The 21996-nt window shown below is 61.5% G+C and carries 27 protein-coding genes and 1 tRNA gene; 24 read left to right on the forward strand and 4 right to left on the reverse strand.

The features are described 5' to 3' along the window. The first annotated feature begins 123 nt into the window (after positions 1-123). Together AC2CQI_RS25145 and AC2CQI_RS25150 are read left to right on the forward strand one after the other, a co-directional pair. Positions 124-300 carry a hypothetical protein gene (locus tag AC2CQI_RS25145; protein WP_484578230.1) on the forward strand — a complete coding sequence of 59 codons (177 nt, stop codon included), beginning with the start codon at positions 124-126 and terminating at the stop codon, positions 298-300. Between the two features lie 145 nt (positions 301-445). After that, positions 446-964, forward strand: a complete 519-nt coding sequence (locus tag AC2CQI_RS25150; protein ID WP_484578231.1) for a sterol desaturase family protein — start codon at positions 446-448, stop codon at positions 962-964. Here AC2CQI_RS25150 and AC2CQI_RS25155 read toward each other — a convergent pair. After that, positions 905-1624 carry an SDR family NAD(P)-dependent oxidoreductase gene (locus tag AC2CQI_RS25155; protein WP_484578232.1) on the reverse strand — a complete coding sequence of 240 codons (720 nt, stop codon included), beginning with the start codon at positions 1622-1624 and terminating at the stop codon, positions 905-907. The genes AC2CQI_RS25150 and AC2CQI_RS25155 overlap by 60 nt on opposite strands. A gap of 175 nt (positions 1625-1799) precedes the next feature. On the opposite strand from AC2CQI_RS25155, the gene AC2CQI_RS25160 reads away from it, so the two are divergent. The 3 genes from AC2CQI_RS25160 (at position 1800) to AC2CQI_RS25170 (ending at position 3945) form a co-directional block, all read left to right on the forward strand. Then, entirely contained in the window at positions 1800-2516 is a 717-nt protein-coding gene (locus AC2CQI_RS25160; RefSeq protein WP_484578233.1) for a DUF4339 domain-containing protein, read from the forward strand. 145 nt (positions 2517-2661) lie between these two features. Next, positions 2662-3213 (forward strand): UDP-4-amino-4,6-dideoxy-N-acetyl-beta-L-altrosamine N-acetyltransferase, encoded by a 552-nt coding sequence (gene pseH / locus AC2CQI_RS25165; protein WP_484578234.1) that lies wholly within the window; start codon positions 2662-2664, stop codon positions 3211-3213. Positions 3214-3624: 411 nt separating this feature from the next. Next, positions 3625-3945 carry a transcriptional regulator gene (locus tag AC2CQI_RS25170; RefSeq protein WP_484578235.1) on the forward strand — a complete coding sequence of 107 codons (321 nt, stop codon included), beginning with the start codon at positions 3625-3627 and terminating at the stop codon, positions 3943-3945. Positions 3946-4016: 71 nt separating this feature from the next. Here the strand turns inward: AC2CQI_RS25170 and AC2CQI_RS25175 are convergent, their stop codons facing one another. Continuing rightward, positions 4017-4262 carry a hypothetical protein gene (locus tag AC2CQI_RS25175; protein ID WP_484578236.1) on the reverse strand — a complete coding sequence of 82 codons (246 nt, stop codon included), beginning with the start codon at positions 4260-4262 and terminating at the stop codon, positions 4017-4019. 486 nt (positions 4263-4748) lie between these two features. Here AC2CQI_RS25175 and AC2CQI_RS25180 point away from each other — a divergent pair, with 486 nt between their 5' ends. Beyond that, positions 4749-5246, forward strand: coding sequence for a hypothetical protein (locus tag AC2CQI_RS25180; protein ID WP_484578237.1), 498 nt, complete (start codon positions 4749-4751; stop codon positions 5244-5246). Positions 5247-5648: 402 nt separating this feature from the next. Here AC2CQI_RS25180 and AC2CQI_RS25185 read toward each other — a convergent pair. Next, positions 5649-5733, reverse strand: a tRNA-Leu gene (locus AC2CQI_RS25185). Positions 5734-5845: 112 nt separating this feature from the next. On the opposite strand from AC2CQI_RS25185, the gene queA reads away from it, so the two are divergent. The 6 genes from queA to AC2CQI_RS25215 all read left to right on the forward strand — a co-directional run bounded on the left by queA (position 5846) and on the right by AC2CQI_RS25215 (position 11932). Further along, a complete protein-coding gene (gene queA / locus AC2CQI_RS25190; protein WP_484578238.1) occupies positions 5846-6895 on the forward strand; it encodes a tRNA preQ1(34) S-adenosylmethionine ribosyltransferase-isomerase QueA in 1050 nt (349 codons plus the stop codon). A 14-nt stretch (positions 6896-6909) separates the two neighbouring features. Continuing rightward, positions 6910-8025 (forward strand): tRNA guanosine(34) transglycosylase Tgt, encoded by a 1116-nt coding sequence (gene tgt, locus AC2CQI_RS25195; RefSeq protein ID WP_178392087.1) that lies wholly within the window; start codon positions 6910-6912, stop codon positions 8023-8025. Positions 8026-8073: 48 nt separating this feature from the next. Continuing rightward, positions 8074-8415, forward strand: a complete 342-nt coding sequence (yajC, locus tag AC2CQI_RS25200) for a preprotein translocase subunit YajC (RefSeq protein ID WP_075806543.1) — start codon at positions 8074-8076, stop codon at positions 8413-8415. A gap of 60 nt (positions 8416-8475) precedes the next feature. Then, entirely contained in the window at positions 8476-10341 is a 1866-nt protein-coding gene (gene secD, locus AC2CQI_RS25205; protein WP_484578239.1) for a protein translocase subunit SecD, read from the forward strand. A 9-nt stretch (positions 10342-10350) separates the two neighbouring features. Continuing rightward, entirely contained in the window at positions 10351-11262 is a 912-nt protein-coding gene (gene secF / locus AC2CQI_RS25210) for a protein translocase subunit SecF (protein ID WP_009399715.1), read from the forward strand. Positions 11263-11383: 121 nt separating this feature from the next. Next, on the forward strand, positions 11384-11932 hold the full coding sequence (locus AC2CQI_RS25215) for a glycine zipper 2TM domain-containing protein (RefSeq protein ID WP_075806546.1): 549 nt from the start codon (positions 11384-11386) through the stop codon (positions 11930-11932). A gap of 172 nt (positions 11933-12104) precedes the next feature. Here AC2CQI_RS25215 and suhB read toward each other — a convergent pair whose 3' ends face one another. Beyond that, positions 12105-12920 (reverse strand): type III secretion system regulator SuhB, encoded by an 816-nt coding sequence (gene suhB / locus AC2CQI_RS25220; RefSeq protein ID WP_075806547.1) that lies wholly within the window; start codon positions 12918-12920, stop codon positions 12105-12107. A 150-nt stretch (positions 12921-13070) separates the two neighbouring features. Between suhB and trmJ the strand changes: the two genes are divergently transcribed. From trmJ to rlmN, 12 genes are all read left to right on the forward strand, one after another. Further along, a complete protein-coding gene (gene trmJ, locus AC2CQI_RS25225; RefSeq protein WP_484578240.1) occupies positions 13071-13832 on the forward strand; it encodes a tRNA (cytosine(32)/uridine(32)-2'-O)-methyltransferase TrmJ in 762 nt (253 codons plus the stop codon). Beyond that, positions 13833-14615 carry a serine O-acetyltransferase gene (cysE, locus tag AC2CQI_RS25230; RefSeq protein WP_075806549.1) on the forward strand — a complete coding sequence of 261 codons (783 nt, stop codon included), beginning with the start codon at positions 13833-13835 and terminating at the stop codon, positions 14613-14615. It begins immediately after the preceding gene. A 167-nt stretch (positions 14616-14782) separates the two neighbouring features. Further along, positions 14783-15271 (forward strand): Fe-S cluster assembly transcriptional regulator IscR, encoded by a 489-nt coding sequence (iscR, locus tag AC2CQI_RS25235; RefSeq protein ID WP_009398503.1) that lies wholly within the window; start codon positions 14783-14785, stop codon positions 15269-15271. A gap of 43 nt (positions 15272-15314) precedes the next feature. Next, complete coding sequence (locus AC2CQI_RS25240) at positions 15315-16529, forward strand: IscS subfamily cysteine desulfurase (protein WP_484578241.1); 1215 nt, start codon at positions 15315-15317, stop codon at positions 16527-16529. Between the two features lie 46 nt (positions 16530-16575). After that, a complete protein-coding gene (gene iscU, locus AC2CQI_RS25245) occupies positions 16576-16962 on the forward strand; it encodes a Fe-S cluster assembly scaffold IscU (RefSeq protein WP_003248539.1) in 387 nt (128 codons plus the stop codon). A gap of 28 nt (positions 16963-16990) precedes the next feature. Continuing rightward, positions 16991-17314, forward strand: a complete 324-nt coding sequence (iscA, locus tag AC2CQI_RS25250; protein ID WP_316919268.1) for an iron-sulfur cluster assembly protein IscA — start codon at positions 16991-16993, stop codon at positions 17312-17314. Positions 17315-17322: 8 nt separating this feature from the next. Further along, on the forward strand, positions 17323-17844 hold the full coding sequence (hscB, locus tag AC2CQI_RS25255) for a co-chaperone HscB (RefSeq protein WP_075806552.1): 522 nt from the start codon (positions 17323-17325) through the stop codon (positions 17842-17844). A 42-nt stretch (positions 17845-17886) separates the two neighbouring features. Continuing rightward, positions 17887-19752 (forward strand): Fe-S protein assembly chaperone HscA, encoded by a 1866-nt coding sequence (gene hscA / locus AC2CQI_RS25260; RefSeq protein ID WP_484578242.1) that lies wholly within the window; start codon positions 17887-17889, stop codon positions 19750-19752. Continuing rightward, positions 19752-20093 (forward strand): ISC system 2Fe-2S type ferredoxin, encoded by a 342-nt coding sequence (gene fdx / locus AC2CQI_RS25265; RefSeq protein ID WP_484578243.1) that lies wholly within the window; start codon positions 19752-19754, stop codon positions 20091-20093. Before hscA ends, fdx begins: the two co-directional genes overlap by 1 nt. Before the next feature lie 14 nt (positions 20094-20107). Next, on the forward strand, positions 20108-20308 hold the full coding sequence (iscX, locus tag AC2CQI_RS25270) for a Fe-S cluster assembly protein IscX (RefSeq protein ID WP_075806554.1): 201 nt from the start codon (positions 20108-20110) through the stop codon (positions 20306-20308). A gap of 91 nt (positions 20309-20399) precedes the next feature. Further along, positions 20400-20825 (forward strand): nucleoside-diphosphate kinase, encoded by a 426-nt coding sequence (ndk, locus tag AC2CQI_RS25275; RefSeq protein ID WP_075806555.1) that lies wholly within the window; start codon positions 20400-20402, stop codon positions 20823-20825. 28 nt (positions 20826-20853) lie between these two features. Further along, positions 20854-21996: a dual-specificity RNA methyltransferase RlmN gene (gene rlmN, locus AC2CQI_RS25280; protein WP_484578244.1), complete on the forward strand. Its 1143-nt coding sequence runs from the start codon at positions 20854-20856 to the stop codon at positions 21994-21996.

The following is a 21996-nucleotide window of genomic DNA, read 5'->3' on the forward strand; positions in this document are numbered from 1 at the left end:
ACCTCTAGTTAGGTTGAGGTCAAGCGGGTTTTGCGGGCGACATATTCCGACTCGATTTGCCTGAGCGGAACGTGCTTTGGTGACCTAGATTTTTCTTTCCATCCATCAATACAAATAGTTTTTATGAGCAAAGACGAAACCAGGACTGACTGGGACCGACTCGCAAGCATGAAGGACGAGGACATCGATTTTTCCGACATCCCTGAATTGGATGATGATTTCTCTCGTAGTAGCCAACTCTTGCACCCGTGCATGGAAGCCCAGATCGCCTTGCAGGAAGAAAACGAGCCTTCGAAATAATTCGCAAGGATGCCGCGGGGAGCAGTCCCGCGGTCCATGTCCTACAGTCCGTCAGTGCATCTCCCACATGACAATCCCGTCATGGATTCTCCCCGCCACTTCCCCTAATCTGACGCCCACCCCTTATCCCCGGCACCGGCTGCACATGATCCTCCACCTCGCCATCTTCCTCTGCACCCTGGTCGCCATGGAGGGTGTCGGTTTTCTTGCGCACAAGTACGTGATGCACGGGCCCGGCTGGTTCCTCCATCGTTCCCACCACGAGCCACACCTGGGCGTTGTGGAGACCAATGATGTCTACCTGCTGATCCTCGCCCTGGTCGCCATCAGCCTGATCGTGCTGGGCAATGCCGGGCATGATCCGTTGCAGTGGGTGGGTGCGGGGGTGGCGGCGTTCGGGATCATCTATGTGTTCGTTCACGACGGGATCGTCCACCGCCACTGGCCGGTGCGTCCGAAGCCGCGTCATCCCTATCTGCGCCGCCTGTACCAGGCGCATCTGATGCACCATGCGATAAAAGGGCGGCGCAATAGCGTGTCGTTCGGCTTCCTGTATGCGCCGCCTGTGCATGTGATCAAGCGGCAGTTGCGGGAGATGCGCGAGTCAGAAGCGCGGGTCGAGAATCGCCGGGAGCGTGATTTCCTTGACGAAGCTCGCGGCTGACAGGCTCAACGCCATTCGTACTACCTGCACCACGTCGTGTACCGGAATCAGTTCGCCGTTGCCGCGTTGCGCGGCTTGTTCGCGGGGCGTGGTCAGGGCGTCTTCCGTATTCAGGTAGCCTAGGTTCAGGCAGGTTACGCCCAGGCGCTGGTCGCGATAGCCCTCGCGCAGTGAATCGGCGATGCCACGCAGAGCAAATTTGCTGGCGCCGAAGGTTACTTCAGGACGCCCGCTCTGCGGCAGGCCAGAGGTGGAGCCCGTGAGGATGATGCGGGGACGTTCGCTGCGCAGCAGGATCGGCAGCAGGCGCTTGATCAGCAGGATTGGCGCGGTGACGTTGCAATTGACGATGGCTTGTAGTTGCTCGTCGCGATCATCGAGGAAGTCATAGCGCTCGTCGAATGCAGCGTCCTCCCAGATACCGAGGTTGTAGATCAGCGTATCGAGGCCGGTTTCGCCGGCGCAGTGGGCGAGCAGATCGGCGGCGTTTACCGGGTTTCCGAGGTCGGCTTCGATCCATTGTTGACTGACGCCTGGGAAGGGCTTCATCTCATGCGGACGGGTGCGGGACACGCCGATCAACAGATCACCGCTATTGCCCAGTCCTTCCATCAAAGCTTTGCCAAGCCCTTTGCTGGCACCGATTACCATTGTTTTCATCGCATCACTCCTTGTGTTGGCTAGGGGATGCAAGCAGATGGGGGCAGGTCATGGCAAAGCGCTCGATGTATCTGGATGTAAAAACAAGGCTTCAAGTTCCTGGATCCAATAGCGATAATGCCATATGGCCACTTCCTTTGTGAGGTGGGTAGTCCAAGCCTCAAGGAGAACAGGGATGTCGGAAGCATCGTGGTATTACGCGTCGAACGGCGCGCAGCAAGGGCCTTTTACTCTCGATCAGATGAAGCAGTTCGTGACCGCGAACACCATTCACCCGGACACCCAGGTTTGGCCCGGCAAGGGTAACTGGGTGTCGTTGAAGGATACCGAGTTGGGAGCAACAGGCCACCGTTCTGCCGCTCCGCCGCCGCTTGCTGCCGCGCCGGTCGACAACCGTTACGTCTGGACGCTGATCGGCGGCGTGCTGGCCTTTGGTGTACTTGAACTGTTGACCGGGAAAAACTACTCCTTCGGTTACCTCGGCCTGTGCATCGCTGCCTGCATCGGGGATGCGAAGCAACTGAAGGCGGGCGGGCACCCGGCGCCGAGCCCCTGGTGGTGCCTGGTAGTGCCGGTCTACCTGTGGAAACGTGCCAACCTGCTAGGTCACAAGAAGCACTACTTCTTCGCCTGGTTCCCGGCTGCCTTGCTTTCCGGTGTACTGGGAGCCATGGGCGCTGAAGCGAATATCGAGGATGCGGCTTGCCCGCTGGTGACCGAGATCATCCACAAGCAGTTCTTCCAGGGCTCCTCGTGTGTGAAAGTGACCATCGACGATGAGCCGAAGACCGGCTTCTACCGCGCGACCGCGCTGCTGGATAACGGCAACGAAATCGACATCACCATCGAAGAAAAGGGCAAGCAGATCCTGGTGCGTGTGCCTGAGCAATAAGCCACCCGCGTGGCAGAAAGGCGGAGCCGCTCTCTGTGGAAGCGGCTTTGCCGACACCCTTCCTGCTTTGGAAGGGCTCTCAAGTAAGCCGGCAAGGCTGTATGATTTTCCCTCGTCTCCAGCCAGCGTCTGCCGGTGATTTCCCATGCACTTCATCAACATCCTCGACTGTGGGGCTGACGTTCAGGCCCGTGTCCGCGAGTTGCGCAACCATGTCGATGTGCGCCGCTTCATGTACAGCAGCCACGAAATCTCTGCAGAGGAGCATCGGAACTGGCTCGTCTCGCTGATGGACAATCCACGCCAACGCGTGTTTGTGGCCTGCCTTGATGACCGCGTGGCGGGCATCGTCTCGCTCAACGGCATCAGCGCCACGCACAACACCGCCGACTGGGCTTTCTACCTCGATCCGGAACTGCAGGGGCAAGGGCTCGGCAGCTTGGTCGAGTTCTGGCTGCTGGATCATGCGTTCGGCGAGGCGGGGCTGGAGAAGCTCAATTGCGAAGTGCTAGACAGCAATGGGGCAGTTGTGAAGATGCACCAGAAGTTTGGGTTTGCCATCGAGGGCGTGCGACGCAGGAATGTTGAGAAAGATGGAGTGCGGGTTGATGTTGTGTTGCTCGGCATCACCCGGGAGGAGTGGGCTGGGCAGCGGCCGAAAATGCTGGCGGTGGTCGAGCGCTTGAGCAGAAAGTGAGCCAGTCCCCTGTAGGAGCTGGCTTGCCTGCGATGGACCGCGCAGCGGTCCCAAAACCATCCAGCACGAGTTGCTGATATACATTTCTCGATGGTCAGTGCGTGGCTAATCTGACCGACCACATGCTTTTGCATTGCAGATCTTTGGATCGCTGGGCGCTTCGCCGCCTGGCATTTAACGCTTGCCAAATGTACCGCTCAACCAGCGATCATTAGCTGATCTACCTACATTCGCAGCACAGCTAATCACAAGGTTCTCGCTAAAAATGAGACCCGCGCCAAGAGCTACCTCCTCGCCAGCAGCGCCCAGATAAACAGCCTGTTTCAATCCGTTTATATCAATTAAACGGTCAGTCTCCGCATGCTTAACCGCACAGCATCTTGTGGATAACCAGACAGTATCAGGCCGCTTATGAAAGACTATTTTCCCATCGACTGCGCCACGGTCCTTTTGAAGATTGGGCTCATGGTTAAGGCTTCGCGCCTCGCCCAGGACGTCAGACAAAAAGATGTGACTGCCCGCCTTGGGGTTCCTGAAAAGATGCTTCGCCGCATCGAGTGTGGAGACCCGTCGGTCAGTGCCAGGACATTGATGCTCGTGCTTTGGCAACTGGGGCTGATGGACCGGATCTTCCGCTCGCTCGAAGATTCGTCGGTTTCATATACGGCGCTGGAGGAAGACAACAGAGGAAGGCGAGTGCGGCGGCGGCGCGCGAAGCGGGAGGATTTTTAGCTGGCTGGCAGCGAGTAACGATCGAGAGGAGGGGAAGCGCAGTGCCGCGGGACAAGCCCGCGGCGAGGTAGCTAGCGGATCGGCACGCTGGCGCCTGATTTTGCCCGGGCGACAGTCAGCAACGTTCTGCTGATCTTCAGATTGACGATAGCGGCGCTGACTTTCGTCTGATCAGCGAGCAATGGTTGTGAAGGCAACCGGGTCAGCGAGAAAAGCGCGCTTTGCAGGTGCTTCTCAGCGTTGTGGATGGCTTCTTCGGTAGACATACCCGCGCGAATGCATAGAACGGGTGGTGGATCGGGAACGATCTTCTTCATGACGTATCTCTCTCATGTTTCGATGGGTCGCTCCATGTCGCTGCTAAACGAATGGTGGCGACTGTATGTGGGTTAGCAGACCGGAACATGAGAGAAAACCCGGCGCACCCGAAGGTGCCCACACATACAGCCGCCGTAACGCTCGCTGGTGGTTTCTCTCATGGCCGGACTGCTAATCCGGTCGTTGATTTGGCAACGACCGGCGAAGCGTAGGCACCGTTTCCAGAGGACGCAACCGTCAGGAGGTGGGCGGGAGTATGCTTGGGAAATTGCCTACAAGAAAGTCGGAAATGGCAGGGTTTTCGTAGCTATATGCGACACCTTTTACTTCCCTCTTGAAGCGGTAGGATTTCCTGATGCTGGGAGCGGGCGTGTGCTGGCAGAGCTGTTCTAAACGCTCATCGAGGAAAACCATGAATCGCGATCAAGACCTCAAGCAGATATGGCAGAACGCATCGCCTTGAGTCATGAACTTGGGGAGGGCGCTTGTCTGAATTGCTCAAGCTTAAACCGAACACTCTTGTGCCACATCCTGCTGGCGGGTTCAGTTTCGGCACGATTCCCGATATGCCAAAGTTCGGTCTGCCCGGCGGCGAAGTTTATCTTCGTGTAGGGGCTCACCGCCGGGTCAACAGCGGGTTTGGAGTGATTCATGTGTGGGAGGCGCACCAGGCTGATTTGCTTAGGTATGGTTGCATCAGCATTGATGGCGTCGCTGACCACATCGCCAAAATGATTGTGCCTGGGGCGCAGATCTATTGTGAGTTCAAGGAGCAGCGAGGGGGCAACCGTATCGCAGTGCTTAGGACATCTGCTGGCTGCCTGATTCTTGAGCCGCGCCATGAGCGGGCGTCTGGTTTTGGGTATTACGTCGTTACCTGGTATCCACAGCGTCGAGTGCATGGCACGTTGGTAGGACAAATTCCTCGACAACGAAGAGTCGTGGTGGGGGAGCCAGCAGACTCTGAGCGAGCTCAAAAATAAAAAAGGCGCCACGTGGGCGCCTTTTGAATTTTTGAGGAGTAGTCGCAGCGATCCTTTAGCTCCCGGTCTCACGGCCTTGGGTTCAGGATCCGGCGGAAAATGTCCGTCGTCACTACTTCAGAGAAACCAGCTTTCTCTGCTGCCAAAATGCGGGGGGGATGTTGCTGGTACCCAGTCCCGACGTATGCGCAGTTGCAGTCCTCAAATGCAAGGATATAGAAGGTGACACTCGTGTCAACCACATTGGATGAATGGGCCGGGGTTCCGGGGAGCCAGAAGTCTATGTGGGGTGAGCCCTTCGCGAGCAAGCTCGCTCCCACAGAGAAAATGCAGCACCGCATCTCCAACTCCAAATCCCAGGCACAAAAAAGCCGACTAAAAAGTCGGCTTTCTCATCGATCTTGGTGCCCCGAGGGAGACTCGAACTCCCACTCCTTTCGAAAACGGATTTTGAATCCGCCGCGTCTACCAATTCCGCCATCAGGGCATGTGGCGGCGGAGTATAAAGAGCCCCCTACCGTTGGTCAATCAGCTTTCATGGTCAATTTTTCCGCTTTCGGCTAAACTTCCCGGCCCTGTCGAACCCGTACCCCACTGCCATGCGCGTCGCCGATTTTTCTTTCGAACTCCCCGATTCCCTGATCGCCCGTCATCCGCTGGCCGAACGCCGGGCGAGCCGGCTGCTGGTCCTCGATGGCCCGAGCGGCGCACTGGCGCACCGGCATTTCGGCGATCTGCTGGAATACCTGCGCCCCGGCGACCTGATGGTGTTCAACAACACCCGCGTCATCCCGGCCCGCCTGTTCGGCCAGAAAGCCTCCGGCGGCAAGCTGGAAATCCTCGTCGAACGTGTGCTGGACAGCCATCGCGTCCTCGCCCATGTGCGCGCCAGCAAGGCGCCCAAGCCAGGCACGCAGATCCTTATCGACGGCGGCGGTGAGGCAGAAATGGTTGCGCGCCACGACACCCTGTTCGCACTGCGCTTCGCCGAGGACGTGCTGCCCCTGCTGGACCGCGTCGGCCATATGCCGTTGCCTCCTTATATAGACCGCCCCGACGAAGGCGCCGATCGCGAGCGCTACCAGACCGTGTACGCCGAGCGCGCCGGCGCCGTGGCCGCGCCAACCGCCGGCCTGCATTTCGACGAGGACCTGCTGGCGAAGATCGCCGAGAAAGGCGTCGAGACCGCCTTCGTGACCCTGCACGTCGGTGCCGGGACATTCCAGCCGGTGCGCGTCGAGCGCATCGAAGACCATCACATGCATAAAGAGTGGCTGGAAGTCGGCCAGGATGTGGTGGATGCCGTGGCCGCCTGCCGCGCCCGTGGTGGCCGGGTGGTGGCGGTGGGCACCACCAGCGTGCGCTCGCTGGAGAGCGCGGCGCGTGATGGCGTGCTCAAGCCGTTCAGCGGCGATACCGATATCTTCATCTTCCCCGGCCGGCCGTTCCATGTGGTCGATGCCCTGGTCACCAACTTCCATTTGCCCGAGTCCACGCTGCTGATGCTGGTTTCGGCCTTCGCCGGTTACCCGGAAACCATGGCTGCCTACGCGGCGGCGGTGAACAACGAGTACCGCTTCTTCAGTTACGGTGATGCCATGTTCATCACCCGCAATCCGGCGCCACGCGGCCCCGAGGATCAAGCATGAGTCGCACCTGTCGTATGTCCTTCGAGTTGCTGGCCACCGACGGCAAGGCCCGTCGCGGCCGCCTGACCTTCCCCCGTGGCACCGTGGAAACCCCGGCCTTCATGCCGGTGGGCACCTACGGCACGGTCAAGGGCATGCTGCCGCGGGACATCGAGGCGATCGGCGCCGAGATGATCCTCGGCAATACCTTCCACCTGTGGCTGCGCCCAGGCACCGAGGTGATCAAGGCCCACGGCGACCTGCACGATTTCATGCAGTGGAAAGGCCCGATCCTTACCGACTCCGGCGGTTTCCAGGTGTTCAGCCTGGGCGCGATGCGCAAGATCAAGGAGGAGGGCGTGACCTTCGCCTCCCCGGTCGACGGCTCGAAAGTCTTTATGGGCCCGGAAGAGTCGATGCAGGTCCAGCGCGACCTGGGCTCCGACGTGGTGATGATCTTCGACGAGTGCACCCCGTACCCGGCCGACGAAGACGTGGCGCGGGTGTCCATGGAGCTGTCGCTGCGCTGGGCCCAGCGCTCGAAGAACGCCCACGGCGATAACACCGCAGCACTCTTCGGCATCGTCCAGGGCGGCATGCACCAGGACCTGCGCATGCGCTCCCTGGAAGGCCTGGACAAGATCGGCTTCGATGGCCTGGCCATCGGCGGTCTGTCGGTGGGCGAGCCGAAGCACGAGATGATCAAGGTGCTCGACTACCTGCCGGGCCAGATGCCCGCTGACAAACCTCGTTACCTTATGGGTGTTGGCAAGCCGGAAGATCTTGTGGAGGGTGTGCGCCGCGGCGTCGACATGTTCGATTGCGTGATGCCTACCCGCAATGCGCGGAACGGTCATCTGTTCATCGATACCGGCGTGCTGAAAATCCGCAACGCGTTCCATCGTCACGATGATTCGCCCCTGGATCCGACCTGCGACTGCTACACCTGCCAGAACTTCTCCCGCGCCTATCTGCATCACCTGGATAAATGCGGCGAAATGCTCGGCGCCATGTTGAATACAATCCATAACTTGCGTCATTACCAGCGCTTGATGGCTGGTTTGCGCGAGGCTATTCAACAAGGTACATTGGCCGCCTTTGTCGACGCCTTTTACGCCAAGCGCGGGCTTCCCGTACCGCCTTTGGATTGATGTATTTGCCATCCTGACAAAAACCAACTTCTGCAACTGGAGTGCTAAATGAGCTTTCTGATTCCTGCCGCTTACGCGGACGCCGCAGCCCCTGCCGCTGCTGCCGGCCCGGCCGGTACCGGCTTCGAGTGGATCTTCCTGGTCGGCTTCCTGGTCATCTTCTACCTGATGATCTGGCGCCCACAGGCCAAACGTGCCAAAGAGCAGAAGAACCTGCTGAGCGCCCTGCAAAAGGGTGACGAAGTGGTCACCAACGGCGGTATCGCCGGCAAGATCGTCAAGGTCAGCGATGACTTCGTGGTGCTCGAAGTGTCCGACTCGGTCGAACTGAAGTTCCAGAAGGGCGCCATCGCGGCCACCCTGCCGAAAGGTACGCTGAAAGCGATCTGATTAGTTTTTATCCAATCGACGGGGCGCGCAAGGCGCCCCGCGTCTTGAACGGGCGGCGTGATGCTGAACAAAACTCCTCTATGGAAGTACGTACTGATCCTGGCGGTATTGGCGATCGGTTTTATTTATTCCGCTCCCAACCTCTATCCTGACGATCCGGCTGTACAGGTCAGTGGCGCAAGCACTGCGCTGCAGGTGACCCAGGCCGATCTGGACCGGGTCAGCAAGGCTTTGGCCGACGCAGGGATTGCAGTGAAGGGCGCCAGCCTGGGCGAAAACGGCAAGGGTGCACTGGTGCGCCTGTCCCGGCAGGAAGACCAGCTTCCGGCCAAGGATGTCGTGCGCAAGGCTCTGGGCGATGATTACGTGGTGGCGCTGAACCTGGCCCCGACCACGCCGCAATGGCTGCGCAGCATCGGGGCTCACCCGATGAAGCTGGGTCTCGACCTGTCCGGTGGTGTGCACTTCCTGCTCGAAGTGGACATGGACAAGGCCATGGCCGCGCGCCTGAAAGTCTACGAGGGCGAAGTCAAAAGCCTTCTGCGCAAAGAGAAAGTCCGTTACCGCAGCCTGCCGCAGCAGGATGGTGGCATCCAGCTGGGCTTCTCCGACGATGCGACCCGCGAACAGGCCCGCAACCTGATCCGCAAGAATTTCAACGATTTCGACCTGACCACCACCGAGCGTAACGAGCTCTCGGTCCTGCGTCTGGCGATCTCGCCGGCGAAGATCACGGAAATCCGTGAATACGCCATCAAGCAGAACCTGACCACCGTGCGCAACCGGGTCAACGAGCTGGGCGTCGCCGAGCCGCTGGTACAGCGCCAGGGTGCCAACCGCATCGTGGTCGAGCTGCCGGGCGTGCAGGACACTGCCGAAGCCAAGCGTATCCTCGGCAAGACCGCCAACCTGGAATTCCGCCTGGGCGCCGAGCCTGGTGCGTCGAAAGCCACTACCGAGGTCTTCGAGTTCCGTGAAGGCGGGCGTTCCGCGCCGGTCGAGCGTGGCCTGATCATCACCGGTGACCAGGTTACCGATGCCCAGGCCAGCTACGACGAGCATGGCCGTCCGCAGGTGAACATCCGTCTCGACGGCCACGGCGGCGAGCTGATGAGCCGTGCGACCCGCAGCAACGTCGGTCGCAGCATGGCGGTGATCTTCATCGAGCAGCGTCCGGTCACCCGCTACGAGAAGCAGGTGGTCGATGGTGTCGAAAAAGACGTGGCGATCCAGACCTTCCAGGAAGACAAGAAGATCATCAGCCTGGCGACCATCCAGTCGCCGCTGGGCAGCCAGTTCCGCATCACCGGCCTGAACGGCCAGGGCGAATCGTCCGAACTGGCCCTGCTGCTGCGTGCCGGTGGCCTGGCCGCACCGATGTACTTCGCTGAAGAACGCACCATCGGCCCGAGCCTGGGTGCCGACAACATCACCAAGGGTATCGATGCATCCCTGTGGGGCATGCTGTTCGTTTCCCTGTTCATCATGGCCATCTACCGCTTCTTCGGTCTGATCGCCACCGTCGCCCTGGCGGGCAACATGGTCCTGCTGCTGGCGCTGATGTCGCTGCTCGGCGCGACCCTGACCCTGCCTGGTATCGCCGGTATCGTGTTGACCATGGGTATGGCGGTCGACGCCAACGTGCTGATCTTCTCGCGTATCCGCGAGGAGCTGGCCAATGGCATGTCGGCGCAACGCGCCATCCACGAAGGTTTCGACCGTGCCTACACGGCGATTCTCGACGCCAACCTGACCACCCTGCTGGTCGGCGGCATCCTCTTCGCCATGGGCACCGGCCCGGTCAAGGGCTTCGCGGTCACCATGTCGCTGGGTATCTTCACCTCGATGTTCACTGCCATTCTGGTTACCCGTGCGATCGTCAACGGGATCTATGGCGGCCGCGACATCAAGAAGCTGTGGGTTTAAGGGGCTGCCATGCTACGTACGATCAACTTCATGGGCGTGCGCAATATTGCGTTCGCCGTCACCATGCTCCTCACAGTGGTGGCTCTGTTCAGCTGGTTCCACAAAGGGCTGAACTTCGGCCTGGACTTCACCGGGGGTACGCTCATCGAGCTGACCTACGAGCGTCCGGCCGATCTTGGCAAGGTTCGCGAGGAACTGGTCAACTCCGGTTTCCACGAGGCCGTGGTGCAGAGCTTCGGTGCAACCACCGACCTGCTGGTGCGCATGCCCGGCGATGATCCTCAGCTGGGCAACAAGGTTGCCGACGCGCTGAAGAAAATCGGCGGCGACAACCCGGCAACGGTCAAGCGCGTCGAGTTCGTCGGCCCGCAGGTGGGTGAGGAACTTCGCGATCAGGGCGGCCTCGGCATGCTCATGGCGCTGGGCGGCATCCTGATCTACCTGGCCTTCCGCTTCCAGTGGAAGTTCGCGGTGGGCGCGATCCTCTCGCTGGTCCACGACGTCGTGGTGACCATGGGTATCCTGTCGTTCTTCCAGATCACCTTCGACCTGACGGTGCTGGCGGCGGTCCTGGCGATCATCGGCTACTCGCTCAACGACACCATCGTCGTGTTCGACCGGGTTCGCGAGAACTTCCGCGTGCTGCGCAAGGCGACGCTGATCGAGAACATCAACATCTCGACCACCCAGACCCTGCTACGTACCGTGGCCACCTCGGTGTCGACCCTGCTGGCCATCGCCGCCCTGCTGATCTTCGGTGGCGACAACCTCTGGGGCTTCTCGGTGGCGCTGCTGGTCGGTGTTCTGGCGGGTACCTACTCGTCGATCTACATCGCCAACGTGGTGCTGATCTGGCTGAACCTGACCACTGAAGACCTGATTCCTCCGGCCAAAACCGAAGGCGTGGACGACCGTCCATAAGGATTCTTCCTACGCCGTTTGGCGGAAGAGAAGGGCGCGAGTGTTGAACTCGCGCCCTTTTTTTTGCTCCAAGGCTGGGAGAAGCGCGGATTGAGGTCCGCAGGTAAATCAGGAGGTTCACGTGAACAAGTCGATGCTCGTGGGTGCGGTACTGGGTGCTGTCGGTGTGACTGCCGGAGGTGCTGTCGCGACCTACAGCCTGGTCAACAACGGGCCGGAATACGCTCAGGTAACGGGCGTGCAACCGGTCAAGACGACCGTCAAGACGCCACGCGAAGTCTGCAAGGACGTCACGGTCACCCGCCAGAAACCGGTGCAGGACCAGCACCAGATCGCGGGTACCGTGGTCGGTGCACTGGCCGGCGGCCTGCTCGGCAACCAGATTGGTGGCGGCACCGGCAAGAAGATCGCCACCGTGGCCGGTGCGGTCGGCGGCGGTTATGCCGGCAACAAGGTGCAGGAGCACATGCAGAACAGCGATACCTACACCACCACCCAGACCCGCTGCAACACGGTGAATGATGTCAGCGAGAAGGTTGTCGGGTATGACGTGAAGTACACCATCGGCGACAAGGCCGGACAGGTGCGTATGGACCGGGATCCGGGGTCGCAGATTCCGCTGGATAAGCAGGGCAACCTGGTGTTGGGGCAGGCTCAGCCGGCTCAGTAATCCTGTCTGAAGGCTGACACCTAACCTGTGGGAGCTGGCTTGCCAGCGATTGCTGTAGTGAATCCACCATAGCTATCGCTGGCAAGCCAGCTCCCACAGGGTACGCGGCGGCCTTGAAATCCGGGCACAAAAAAAGCACCTCGAAAGGTGCTTTTTTCATTTCAGGCGAAACTCAGCGCTTGACCGAAGGCGGCAGGTGCGGCTGGATCGCCGTCAGTACCGCCTTGAAGCACTTGATGTTGCCCGCGACCACGTGGCCCTTCTCGAGGAAGTCATGGCCACCGGTGAAGTCGCTGACCAGGCCGCCCGCTTCCTGGATCAGCAGCGCGCCCGCAGCCATGTCCCACTCGGACAGGCCCGACTCCCAGAATGCATCGAAACGACCTGCAGCCACATAAGCCAGGTCCAGGCTCGCCGAACCCGCGCGACGAATGCCGGCAGTCTGGCCAACCAGGGCGCGGAACATGCCCAGGTAGTTGTCCAGGTATTCCATCTGGTTGTCACGGAACGGGAAGCCGGTGCCGAGCAGGGCGCCTTCCAGGCTGGTGCGCGAGCTGACGCGCAGGCGGCGGCCATTGAGCTGGGCGCCACGGCCACGGCTGGCGGTGAATTCTTCCTGGCGAACCGGGTCGAGGACCACGGCATGCTCCAGGCGACCACGGTATTTGCAGGCGATGCTGACCGCGAAGTGAGGAACGCCACGCAGGAAGTTGGTGGTGCCGTCCAGCGGATCGATGATCCACAGGTAGTCTTCACCTTCGCCGCTGCCGGCATGCAGACCGGTTTCTTCGCCCTGGATGGCGTGGTTCGGATACGCTTTGCGCAGCGCATCGATGATGACCTTCTCGGCTGCGCGGTCGACCTCGGACACGTAGTCCTTGGCGTCCTTCTCATCAACCTTGATGGTATCCAGGCGTTCGATTGAGCGGAAAATCAGTTCGCTGGCGCTGCGGGCGGCGCGCAGCGCGATATTCAGCATGGGCTGCATGGACGTTTCACCTGAGTTTTAAAGAAATGAAAGCCGCACAGTCTATCAGAAAAGTTCCGGCTGGGTGGGGCAACATTTGCTTACGTAGCGTTGCGACGGTCCCTTCTGTAAGATTTGCTCCCCCTGATTCCATGTCTGTGAGCGCCTGACGTGCTGCAAAATATTCGTGTCGTCCTGGTCTGTACCAGTCACCCCGGCAATATCGGCGGAGCTGCGCGTGCCATGAAGAACATGGGACTGTCGCGCCTCGTGCTGGTCAATCCGGCGGATTTCCCTGCTCCCGAGGCCAGTGCCCGGGCTTCCGGCGCCGATGATGTGCTGGCGTCCGCGCAAGTGGTCGGCTCCCTTGAAGACGCCCTGGTCGGCTGCACCCTGGTGGTCGGCACCAGCGCCCGCAGTCGCAGCCTGCCCTGGCCGATGCTCGACCCGCGCGAATGCGGGAGCGAATCCATCGGACGAGCGGCGCAAGGCGAGGAAGTCGCCCTGGTCTTCGGTCGTGAACACGCCGGCCTGACCAATGAAGAGCTGCAGCGATGTCACTATCATGTGCATATCCCCTCCAACCCGGACTTCAGCTCGCTGAACCTGGCGGCGGCGGTGCAGGTGCTGAGCTACGAGGTTCGGACTGCCTGGCTGGCCCGTGAGCCGCAGGTGGTGAAGACGGACAAGGACGAAGTGGTCGAGGAACTGGCCACCATGGACGAGATGGAGCGGTTCTACGGACACCTGGAAAGCACCCTGGTGCAGATCGGGTTCCTTGACCCGGCCAAGCCCAAGCACCTGATGCCGCGTCTGCGTCGCCTGTTCGGGCGCAGTGCGGTGAATCGTTCGGAAATGAGTATTTTGCGCGGCATCCTCACCGAAACCCAGAAAGCGGCCCGGGGCGATGCGCACAAGCGGAAGGATCAGTAAATGTTCGAGCGTCTGCGTGAAGATATCCAAAGCGTTTTCCACCGTGACCCGGCGGCACGCAATGCCTTTGAGGTGCTGACCTGCTATCCGGGCATGCACGCGATCTGGCTGCACCGCGCGGCGCACTGCCTGTGGAAGAAGGACTGGAAGTGGCTGGCCCGCCTGGTGTCCAACTTCGGGCGCTGGCTGACCGGTATCGAGATTCACCCGGGAGCCAAGGTCGGCCGGCGCTTCTTCATCGACCACGGCATGGGTATCGTCATCGGCGAAACCGCCGAGATCGGCGATGACGTCACCCTGTACCAGGGCGTGACCCTGGGCGGCACCAGCTGGAACAAGGGCAAGCGTCATCCGACCCTGGAAAACGGCGTGGTGGTAGGGGCGGGCGCCAAGGTGCTCGGTCCGTTCACCGTCGGTGCCGGGGCCAAGATCGGCTCCAATGCCGTGGTCACCAAGGCGGTGCCGGCCGGCGCCACGGCGGTGGGCATTCCCGGGCGGATCATCGTCAAGACCGATGTCGAGCAGGAAGCCCGGCGCAAGGCCATGGCCGAGAAGATCGGCTTCGATGCCTACGGCGTCAGCGAAGACATGCCGGACCCGGTCGCCCGTGCCATCGGCCAGTTGCTCGACCACCTGCAGGCGGTCGACGGTCGCCTCGAAGGTATGTGCGGCGCCCTGACCAAGCTCGGCAGCGACTACTGCGCCAAGGAGCTGCCACCGCTGCACGAAGAAGACTTCGCCTGCGTCAAGGGCGAGGTGCGCAGCGACGCGCCGACGCATTGACAGCCCGCTCGGTAAATCGGGGTGTGTGATCACGCCCCGACTTTGCTATGATCTGCGCCGCCGTTCAGGCGCAATCCCGACTAAAGCACTAGGTCTTATAGTTGACTTAAATGCTCGGGAATCGCATACTCGCACACATCCCGTAACTCCCGTGGTATCAAATAGCCATGCGACTGACTACTAAAGGCCGATACGCCGTGACTGCCATGCTCGACCTGGCACTGCACGCGCAGAACGGGCCGGTCTCCCTGGCCGACATCTCCGAGCGCCAAGGCATCTCCCTCTCCTATCTGGAGCAGCTGTTCGCCAAGCTGCGCCGCAGCAACCTGGTTTCCAGCGTGCGCGGCCCGGGTGGCGGCTACCAGCTCTCGCGGGTGATGGAAAGCATCCAGGTGGCCCAGGTAATCGATGCGGTCAACGAATCGGTCGATGCCACCCGCTGCCAGGGGCTCGGCGATTGCCACGCCGGTGACACCTGCCTGACCCACCACCTGTGGTGCGACCTCAGCGCCCGGATCCATGAATTCCTCAGCGGAATCAGCCTGGCCGACCTCGTGACCCGCCGTGAGGTCCAGGAAGTCGCCCTGCGTCAGGATCAGCGCCGCGTAGCCGGCCGCGCCCCACTGGACAAGATTGAAACGTCCGCCGTCGATTGACCGTGTCGAACGAGCGACGTGCCTGCCTGATAGGAGATATTCAATGAAGTTGCCGATCTACCTCGATTATTCCGCGACCACTCCGGTCGACCCACGCGTCGCCCAGAAGATGAGCGAATGCCTGCTGGTCGACGGGAACTTCGGTAACCCGGCCTCGCGCTCCCACGTCTTCGGCTGGAAAGCCGAGGAAGCGGTCGAGAACGCCCGCCGCCAGGTCGCCGACCTGGTCAACGCCGATCCGCGCGAAATCGTCTGGACCAGCGGTGCCACAGAATCCGACAACCTGGCGCTGAAGGGCGTTGCGCACTTCTACGGCTCCAAAGGCAAGCACATCATCACCTCCAAGATCGAGCACAAGGCGGTCCTGGACAGCACTCGCCAGCTCGAGCGCGAAGGCTTCGAGGTCACTTACCTCGAGCCGGGCGAAGACGGCCTGATCACCCCGGCCCTGGTCGAAGCCGCGCTGCGTGAAGACACCATCCTGGTTTCGGTCATGCACGTGAACAACGAGATCGGCACCATCAACGACATCGCCGCCATCGGTGAGCTGACCCGCTCCCGCGGCGTGTTGTTCCATGTCGACGCAGCCCAGTCGACCGGCAAGGTCGAGATCGACCTGCAGAAGCTGAAAGTCGACCTGATGTCCTTCTCCGCCCACAAGACCTATGGCCCTAAAGGCATCGGCGCGCTGTACGTCAGCCGCAAGCCTCGCGTCCGTCTGGAAGCGGCGATGCACGGCGGTGGTCATGAGCGCGGCATGCGTTCCGGCACCCTGGCCACCCACCAGATCGTCGGCATGGGCGAAGCCTTCGCCGTGGCCAAGGAACTGATGGCCAGCGAGAACGTACGCATCAAGGCGCTGAGCGACCGCTTCTTCAAGCAGGTCCAGGGCCTGGAAGAGCTGTACGTCAACGGCAGCCTGACCGCGCGTATCCCGCACAACCTGAACCTGAGCTTCAACTACGTCGAAGGCGAGTCGCTGATCATGGCGCTCAAGGACCTGGCCGTTTCGTCCGGTTCCGCCTGTACTTCGGCATCCCTCGAGCCGTCCTACGTCCTGCGTGCCCTGGGCCGCAACGACGAGCTGGCGCACAGCTCGATCCGTTTCACGTTCGGTCGCTTCACCACCGAAGAAGAAATCGACTACGCCGCGCAGAAAGTCTGCGAGGCCGTCACCAAGCTGCGTGAACTCTCGCCGCTGTGGGACATGTTCAAAGACGGCGTCGACATCTCCAAGATCGAGTGGGCTGCGCACTAAGTAGTCGCCAGCAAGAGCGGCTCCCTGATGAGGAAGGAATTGCACCATGGCATACAGTGAAAAGGTCATCGACCATTACGAAAACCCGCGTAACGTCGGCAAGATGAATGCCGAGGACCCGGATGTCGGCACCGGCATGGTCGGCGCTCCGGCGTGCGGCGACGTGATGCGCCTGCAGATCAAGGTCAACGAGCAGGGCGTCATCGAAGACGCCAAGTTCAAGACCTACGGCTGCGGTTCGGCCATTGCTTCAAGCTCCCTCGCCACCGAGTGGATGAAGGGCAAGACCCTGGACGAAGCCGAAACCATCAAGAACACCCAGCTGGCCGAAGAACTGGCCCTGCCGCCGGTGAAGATCCACTGCTCGGTACTCGCCGAAGACGCCATCAAGGCGGCCGTTCGCGATTACAAGCAGAAGAAAGGTTTGATCTAACCCGCCTGTCGCAGGTCAAGGAGTCCCGATGGCTATCAGCATGACAGAAGCCGCCGCCAACCATGTGCGGCGCTCCCTCGAAGGACGTGGCAAAGGTGACGGTATTCGCCTGGGCGTCCGTACCACCGGCTGCTCGGGCCTGGCCTATGTGCTGGAGTTCGTCGACGAGCCGAATGACGAAGACCAGGTCTTCGAGAGCCATGGCATGAAGGTCATCATCGACCCGAAAAGCCTGGTCTACCTCGACGGCACCGAACTGGACTTCGTCAAGGAAGGGTTGAACGAAGGCTTCAAGTTCAACAACCCCAACGTGCGCGGTGAGTGTGGCTGCGGCGAAAGCTTCAACGTCTGAGGCTGCGCGTGGGTACTCCTTGTCATTTCGCCCTGTTTGACCTGCAACCGGACTTCCGTCTGGACCTGGACCAGTTGGCCACCCGCTATCGCGAGCTGGCCCGCGCGGTGCATCCGGACCGCTTCGCCGACGCCAGCGAGCGCGAACAGCGCCTGGCGCTGGAGCGTTCCGCCGGCCTCAACGAGGCCTACCAGACCCTCAAGAGCGCGCCCCGCCGGGCGCGTTACCTGTTGGCGATCGGCGGTCATGAAGTGCCGCAGGAAGTCACCGTCCACGACCCCGAGTTCCTCTTCCAGCAGATGCAATGGCGCGAAGAGCTCGAGGACCTGCAGGACAGTGCCGACCTCGATGGCGTTGCCGCGTTCAAGCGCCGGCTGAAAGTCGCCCAGGAAGCCCTCAACGAGGAGTTCGCCGCGTGCTGGAACGACGCTGCGCAGCGTGAACAGGCCGAACGCCTGATGCGCCGCATGCAGTTCCTCGACAAGCTCGCCTACGAAGTGCGCCAGCTGGAAGAGCGCCTCGACGATTAACCCGGTGTCGCCCCTGGCGGCACCTTTGGTATTCAGATAAGCATGGCCCTACTGCAGATCGCCGAACCCGGTCAGAGCCCTCAACCCCACCAGCGCCGCCTGGCCGTGGGTATTGACCTTGGCACCACCAATTCGCTGGTCGCTGCCCTACGCAGTGGTCTTTCCGCTCCGTTGCCCGATGCCGAAGGCCGGGTGATCCTGCCGTCCGCAGTGCGCTACCACGCCGATCACATCGATGTCGGTCATGGCGCCCGCGAGGCCGCGTCGGCCGACCCGCTGAACACCATCCTCTCGGTCAAGCGCCTGATGGGCCGCGGCCTGGCGGACGTCAAGCAACTGGGCGAGCAACTGCCGTACCGCTTCGTCGGCGGCGAGTCGCACATGCCGTTCATCGAGACCGTCCAGGGGCCGAAGAGCCCGGTGGAAGTCTCGGCCGATATCCTCAAGGTCCTGCGCCAGCGTGCCGAAGCGACCCTCGGCGGCGAGCTGGTGGGTGCGGTGATCACCGTCCCGGCCTATTTCGACGACGCCCAGCGCCAGGCCACCAAGGACGCCGCGCGTCTGGCCGGCCTCAACGTGCTGCGCCTGCTCAACGAGCCGACCGCCGCGGCCGTGGCCTACGGTCTGGACCAGAACGCCGAAGGCGTGGTGGCCATCTATGACCTGGGTGGCGGTACTTTCGATATCTCCATCCTGCGCCTGACCGGCGGTGTCTTCGAAGTGCTGGCCACCGGTGGTGATACCGCCCTGGGCGGCGATGATTTCGACTACGCCATCGCCACCTGGATCATGCAGTCCGCCGGCCTGTCCTCCGACCTCGACCCGAGCGCCCAGCGCCGCCTCCTGGAGACCGCCTGCGCGGCCAAGGAAGCGCTGACCGACGCCGAAGCCGTGACCGTGAGCTACGGCGACTGGCAGGCCGAGCTGACCCGTGCCGCCTTCGACGCGCTGATCGAGCCGATGATCGCCCGCAGCCTCAAGGCCTGCCGGCGCGCCGTGCGCGACAGCGGTGTCGAGCTGGACGAAGTCAGTGCCGTGGTCATGGTCGGCGGTTCGACCCGTGTGCCGCGCGTGCGCAGTGCCGTTGGCGAGCTGTTCGGCCGCCAGCCGCTGACCGATATCGACCCGGACCAGGTGGTCGCCATCGGCGCCGCGATCCAGGCCGATACCCTGGCCGGCAACCAGCGTGAAGGCGGCGAACTGCTGCTGCTGGACGTGATTCCGCTGTCCTTGGGCCTGGAGACCATGGGCGGGCTGATGGAGAAGGTGATTCCGCGCAACACCACCATTCCCGTCGCCCGTGCCCAGGAGTTCACCACCTACAAGGACGGCCAGAGCGCGATGATGATCCACGTGCTCCAGGGCGAGCGTGAGCTGATCAGCGACTGCCGTTCCCTGGCGCGCTTCGAACTGCGCGGCATCCCGGCCATGGTCGCCGGTGCGGCGAAGATCCGCGTGACCTTCCAGGTCGACGCCGACGGCCTGCTCAGCGTCTCGGCGCGGGAGCTGGGTTCGGGCGTGGAATCGAGCATTCAGGTCAAGCCGTCCTACGGCCTGACCGACGGCGAGATCGCGCGCATGCTCAAGGATTCCTTCGAACATGCCGGCAACGACAAGGCCGCGCGCCAGCTGCGCGAGCACCAGGTTGATGCCGAGCGCCTGCTCGAAGCGGTGCAGGGCGCCCTCGAGGCCGATGGCGAGCGCCTGCTGGACGCCGAGGAGCGCGCCGCGATCGAGCAACAGATGCAAGACTTGCGTGATTTGATGAACGGCACCGATGGCCCGGCCATCGAGCAGCAGACCAAGCGTCTGTCGCAGGTGACCGATGCCTTTGCCGCCCGACGCCTTGATTCGACGGTCAAAGCCGCACTGGCCGGGCGCAACCTGAATGAGATCGAGGACAACTGATGCCGCAGGTAACCTTTCTGCCCCACGAGAAGTTCTGCCCGGACGGCCTGACCGTCGAGGCAGCACCGGGGACTTCCATTCTCGAACTGGCCCATGACCACCACATCGAGATCGAAAGCGCCTGTGGCGGCGTGTGCGCCTGCACCACCTGCCACTGCATCGTGCGCAAGGGCTTCGACGCGATCGAGGAAGCCGACGAGCTGGAAGAAGACATGCTGGACAAGGCCTGGGGCCTGGAAGCGCAGTCGCGCCTGGCCTGCCAGGTGAAGGTCGGTGACGAAGACCTGACCATCGAGATTCCGAAATATTCGCTCAACCACGCCGCCGAAGCGCCGCATTGATCCTGGAGCCGACCATGAGCCTGAAATGGATTGATGTACTTGAAATTGCTATCCAGCTTGCCGAAAGCAAGCCGGAAGTCGATCCTCGCTACGTGAATTTCGTCGATCTGCAGCGCTGGGTGCTGGCATTGCCAGACTTCAGCGACGATCCGGCACGCGGTGGCGAGAAGGTCCTGGAAGCCATCCAGGCCGCCTGGATCGAAGAAGCCGACTGAGCGCACTCGGCAGGTTAGGCAATCCCCCGGAACCCGCGTATAATTCGCGGGTTTAATTTTTCGCATCACTTACTGTTTCTGGAGTTACACCATGGCTGTTCAACGTACTTTCTCCATCATCAAGCCTGACGCCGTTGCCAAGAACGTGATCGGCAAGATCACCACCCGTTTCGAAGACGCCGGCCTGAAAATCGTCGCTTCGAAAATCAAGCAACTGTCCAAGGCCGAAGCCGAAGGCTTCTACGCCGAGCACAAAGAGCGCGGTTTCTTCGGTGACCTGGTTGCCTTCATGACTTCCGGTCCGGTTGTCGTTCAGGTTCTGGAAGGCGAAAACGCCATCGCTCGCAACCGTGAGCTGATGGGCGCTACCAACCCTAAAGAAGCTGCTGCCGGCACCATCCGTGCTGACTTCGCCGAGTCCATCGACGCCAACGCCGTCCACGGTTCGGACTCCGAAGCCGCTGCCGCTCGCGAAATCGCTTACTTCTTCGCTGCTACCGAGGTAACCACTCGCTAAGCCACGGCTTTCGAGTGAAGGTGAATCCATGACTACATCTACTGGCAAAACTAACCTGTTGGGGCTGACCCAGCCGGAAATGGAAAAGTTCTTCGACTCGATAGGGGAGAAGCGCTTCCGTGCCGGTCAGGTCATGAAATGGATTCACCATTTTGGCGTCGATGATTTCGACGCCATGACCAACGTCGGCAAGGCCCTGCGCGAAAAGCTCAAGAGCTGCGCCGAGATTCGCGGCCCTGAAGTGGTCAGCGAGGACATCTCCTCGGACGGCACCCGCAAGTGGGTCGTGCGCGTGGCTTCCGGCAGTTGCGTCGAAACCGTCTACATCCCCCAGGGCAAGCGCGGTACGTTGTGCGTATCGTCCCAGGCCGGTTGCGCCCTGGACTGCAGTTTCTGCTCCACCGGCAAGCAAGGATTCAACAGCAACCTCACCGCCGCCGAAGTCATCGGCCAGGTGTGGATTGCCAACAAGTCGTTCGGCTCCGTGCCGGCCACCATCGACCGCGCCATCACCAACGTGGTGATGATGGGCATGGGCGAGCCGCTGCTGAACTTCGACAACGTCGTCGCCGCCATGCACCTGATGATGGACGACCTCGGCTATGGCATCTCCAAGCGCCGGGTGACCCTGTCCACCTCCGGCGTGGTGCCGATGATCGATGAGCTGGCCAAGCACATCGACGTCTCCCTGGCCCTTTCGCTGCACGCGCCGAACGACGCGTTGCGCAACGAACTGGTGCCGATCAACAAGAAGTACCCGCTCAAGGTGGTCCTCGAGTCCTGCCAGCGCTACATGTCGGAACTCGGCGAGAAGCGTGTGCTGACCATCGAGTACACCCTGCTCAAGGACGTCAACGACAAGCTCGAACATGCGAAGGAAATGGCCGAGCTGTTGAAGAACGTGCCGTGCAAGATCAACCTGATCCCGTTCAACCCGTTCCCGCATTCCGGTTACGAGCGTCCGAGCAACAACGCGATCCGCCGTTTCCAGGACTACATGCACAACGCCGGCTTCAACGTGACCGTGCGCACCACCCGCGGCGAAGACATCGACGCAGCGTGTGGCCAGCTGGTCGGCCAGGTGATGGACCGTACCCGTCGCAGTGAGCGCTACATCGCCGTGCGGCAACTGAACGCCGACGCCGATTCCAGCGGCGTGGCGGGCAACTGA

This window comes from Pseudomonas sp. P2S-1, from assembly GCF_057197725.1.

What these genes read in the sequence shown, in the direction of transcription:
- secD (WP_484578239.1), top strand. Translation starts at nt 8,476, where the DNA reads ATGCTGAACAAAACTCCTCTATGGAAGTACGTACTGATCCTGGCGGTA.
- iscU (WP_003248539.1), top strand. Translation starts at nt 16,576, where the DNA reads ATGGCATACAGTGAAAAGGTCATCGACCATTACGAAAACCCGCGTAAC.
- iscA (WP_316919268.1), top strand. Translation starts at nt 16,991, where the DNA reads ATGGCTATCAGCATGACAGAAGCCGCCGCCAACCATGTGCGGCGCTCC.
- rlmN (WP_484578244.1), top strand. Translation starts at nt 20,854, where the DNA reads ATGACTACATCTACTGGCAAAACTAACCTGTTGGGGCTGACCCAGCCG.
- fdx (WP_484578243.1), top strand. Translation starts at nt 19,752, where the DNA reads ATGCCGCAGGTAACCTTTCTGCCCCACGAGAAGTTCTGCCCGGACGGC.
- AC2CQI_RS25145 (WP_484578230.1), top strand. Translation starts at nt 124, where the DNA reads ATGAGCAAAGACGAAACCAGGACTGACTGGGACCGACTCGCAAGCATG.
- pseH (WP_484578234.1), top strand. Translation starts at nt 2,662, where the DNA reads ATGCACTTCATCAACATCCTCGACTGTGGGGCTGACGTTCAGGCCCGT.
- suhB (WP_075806547.1), bottom strand. Translation starts at nt 12,920, where the DNA reads ATGCAGCCCATGCTGAATATCGCGCTGCGCGCCGCCCGCAGCGCCAGC.
- AC2CQI_RS25155 (WP_484578232.1), bottom strand. Translation starts at nt 1,624, where the DNA reads ATGAAAACAATGGTAATCGGTGCCAGCAAAGGGCTTGGCAAAGCTTTG.
- hscA (WP_484578242.1), top strand. Translation starts at nt 17,887, where the DNA reads ATGGCCCTACTGCAGATCGCCGAACCCGGTCAGAGCCCTCAACCCCAC.
- AC2CQI_RS25170 (WP_484578235.1), top strand. Translation starts at nt 3,625, where the DNA reads ATGAAAGACTATTTTCCCATCGACTGCGCCACGGTCCTTTTGAAGATT.
- secF (WP_009399715.1), top strand. Translation starts at nt 10,351, where the DNA reads ATGCTACGTACGATCAACTTCATGGGCGTGCGCAATATTGCGTTCGCC.
- tgt (WP_178392087.1), top strand. Translation starts at nt 6,910, where the DNA reads ATGTCCTTCGAGTTGCTGGCCACCGACGGCAAGGCCCGTCGCGGCCGC.
- iscR (WP_009398503.1), top strand. Translation starts at nt 14,783, where the DNA reads ATGCGACTGACTACTAAAGGCCGATACGCCGTGACTGCCATGCTCGAC.
- AC2CQI_RS25160 (WP_484578233.1), top strand. Translation starts at nt 1,800, where the DNA reads ATGTCGGAAGCATCGTGGTATTACGCGTCGAACGGCGCGCAGCAAGGG.
- AC2CQI_RS25175 (WP_484578236.1), bottom strand. Translation starts at nt 4,262, where the DNA reads ATGAAGAAGATCGTTCCCGATCCACCACCCGTTCTATGCATTCGCGCG.
- ndk (WP_075806555.1), top strand. Translation starts at nt 20,400, where the DNA reads ATGGCTGTTCAACGTACTTTCTCCATCATCAAGCCTGACGCCGTTGCC.
- yajC (WP_075806543.1), top strand. Translation starts at nt 8,074, where the DNA reads ATGAGCTTTCTGATTCCTGCCGCTTACGCGGACGCCGCAGCCCCTGCC.
- iscX (WP_075806554.1), top strand. Translation starts at nt 20,108, where the DNA reads ATGAGCCTGAAATGGATTGATGTACTTGAAATTGCTATCCAGCTTGCC.
- cysE (WP_075806549.1), top strand. Translation starts at nt 13,833, where the DNA reads ATGTTCGAGCGTCTGCGTGAAGATATCCAAAGCGTTTTCCACCGTGAC.
- AC2CQI_RS25240 (WP_484578241.1), top strand. Translation starts at nt 15,315, where the DNA reads ATGAAGTTGCCGATCTACCTCGATTATTCCGCGACCACTCCGGTCGAC.
- queA (WP_484578238.1), top strand. Translation starts at nt 5,846, where the DNA reads ATGCGCGTCGCCGATTTTTCTTTCGAACTCCCCGATTCCCTGATCGCC.
- AC2CQI_RS25150 (WP_484578231.1), top strand. Translation starts at nt 446, where the DNA reads ATGATCCTCCACCTCGCCATCTTCCTCTGCACCCTGGTCGCCATGGAG.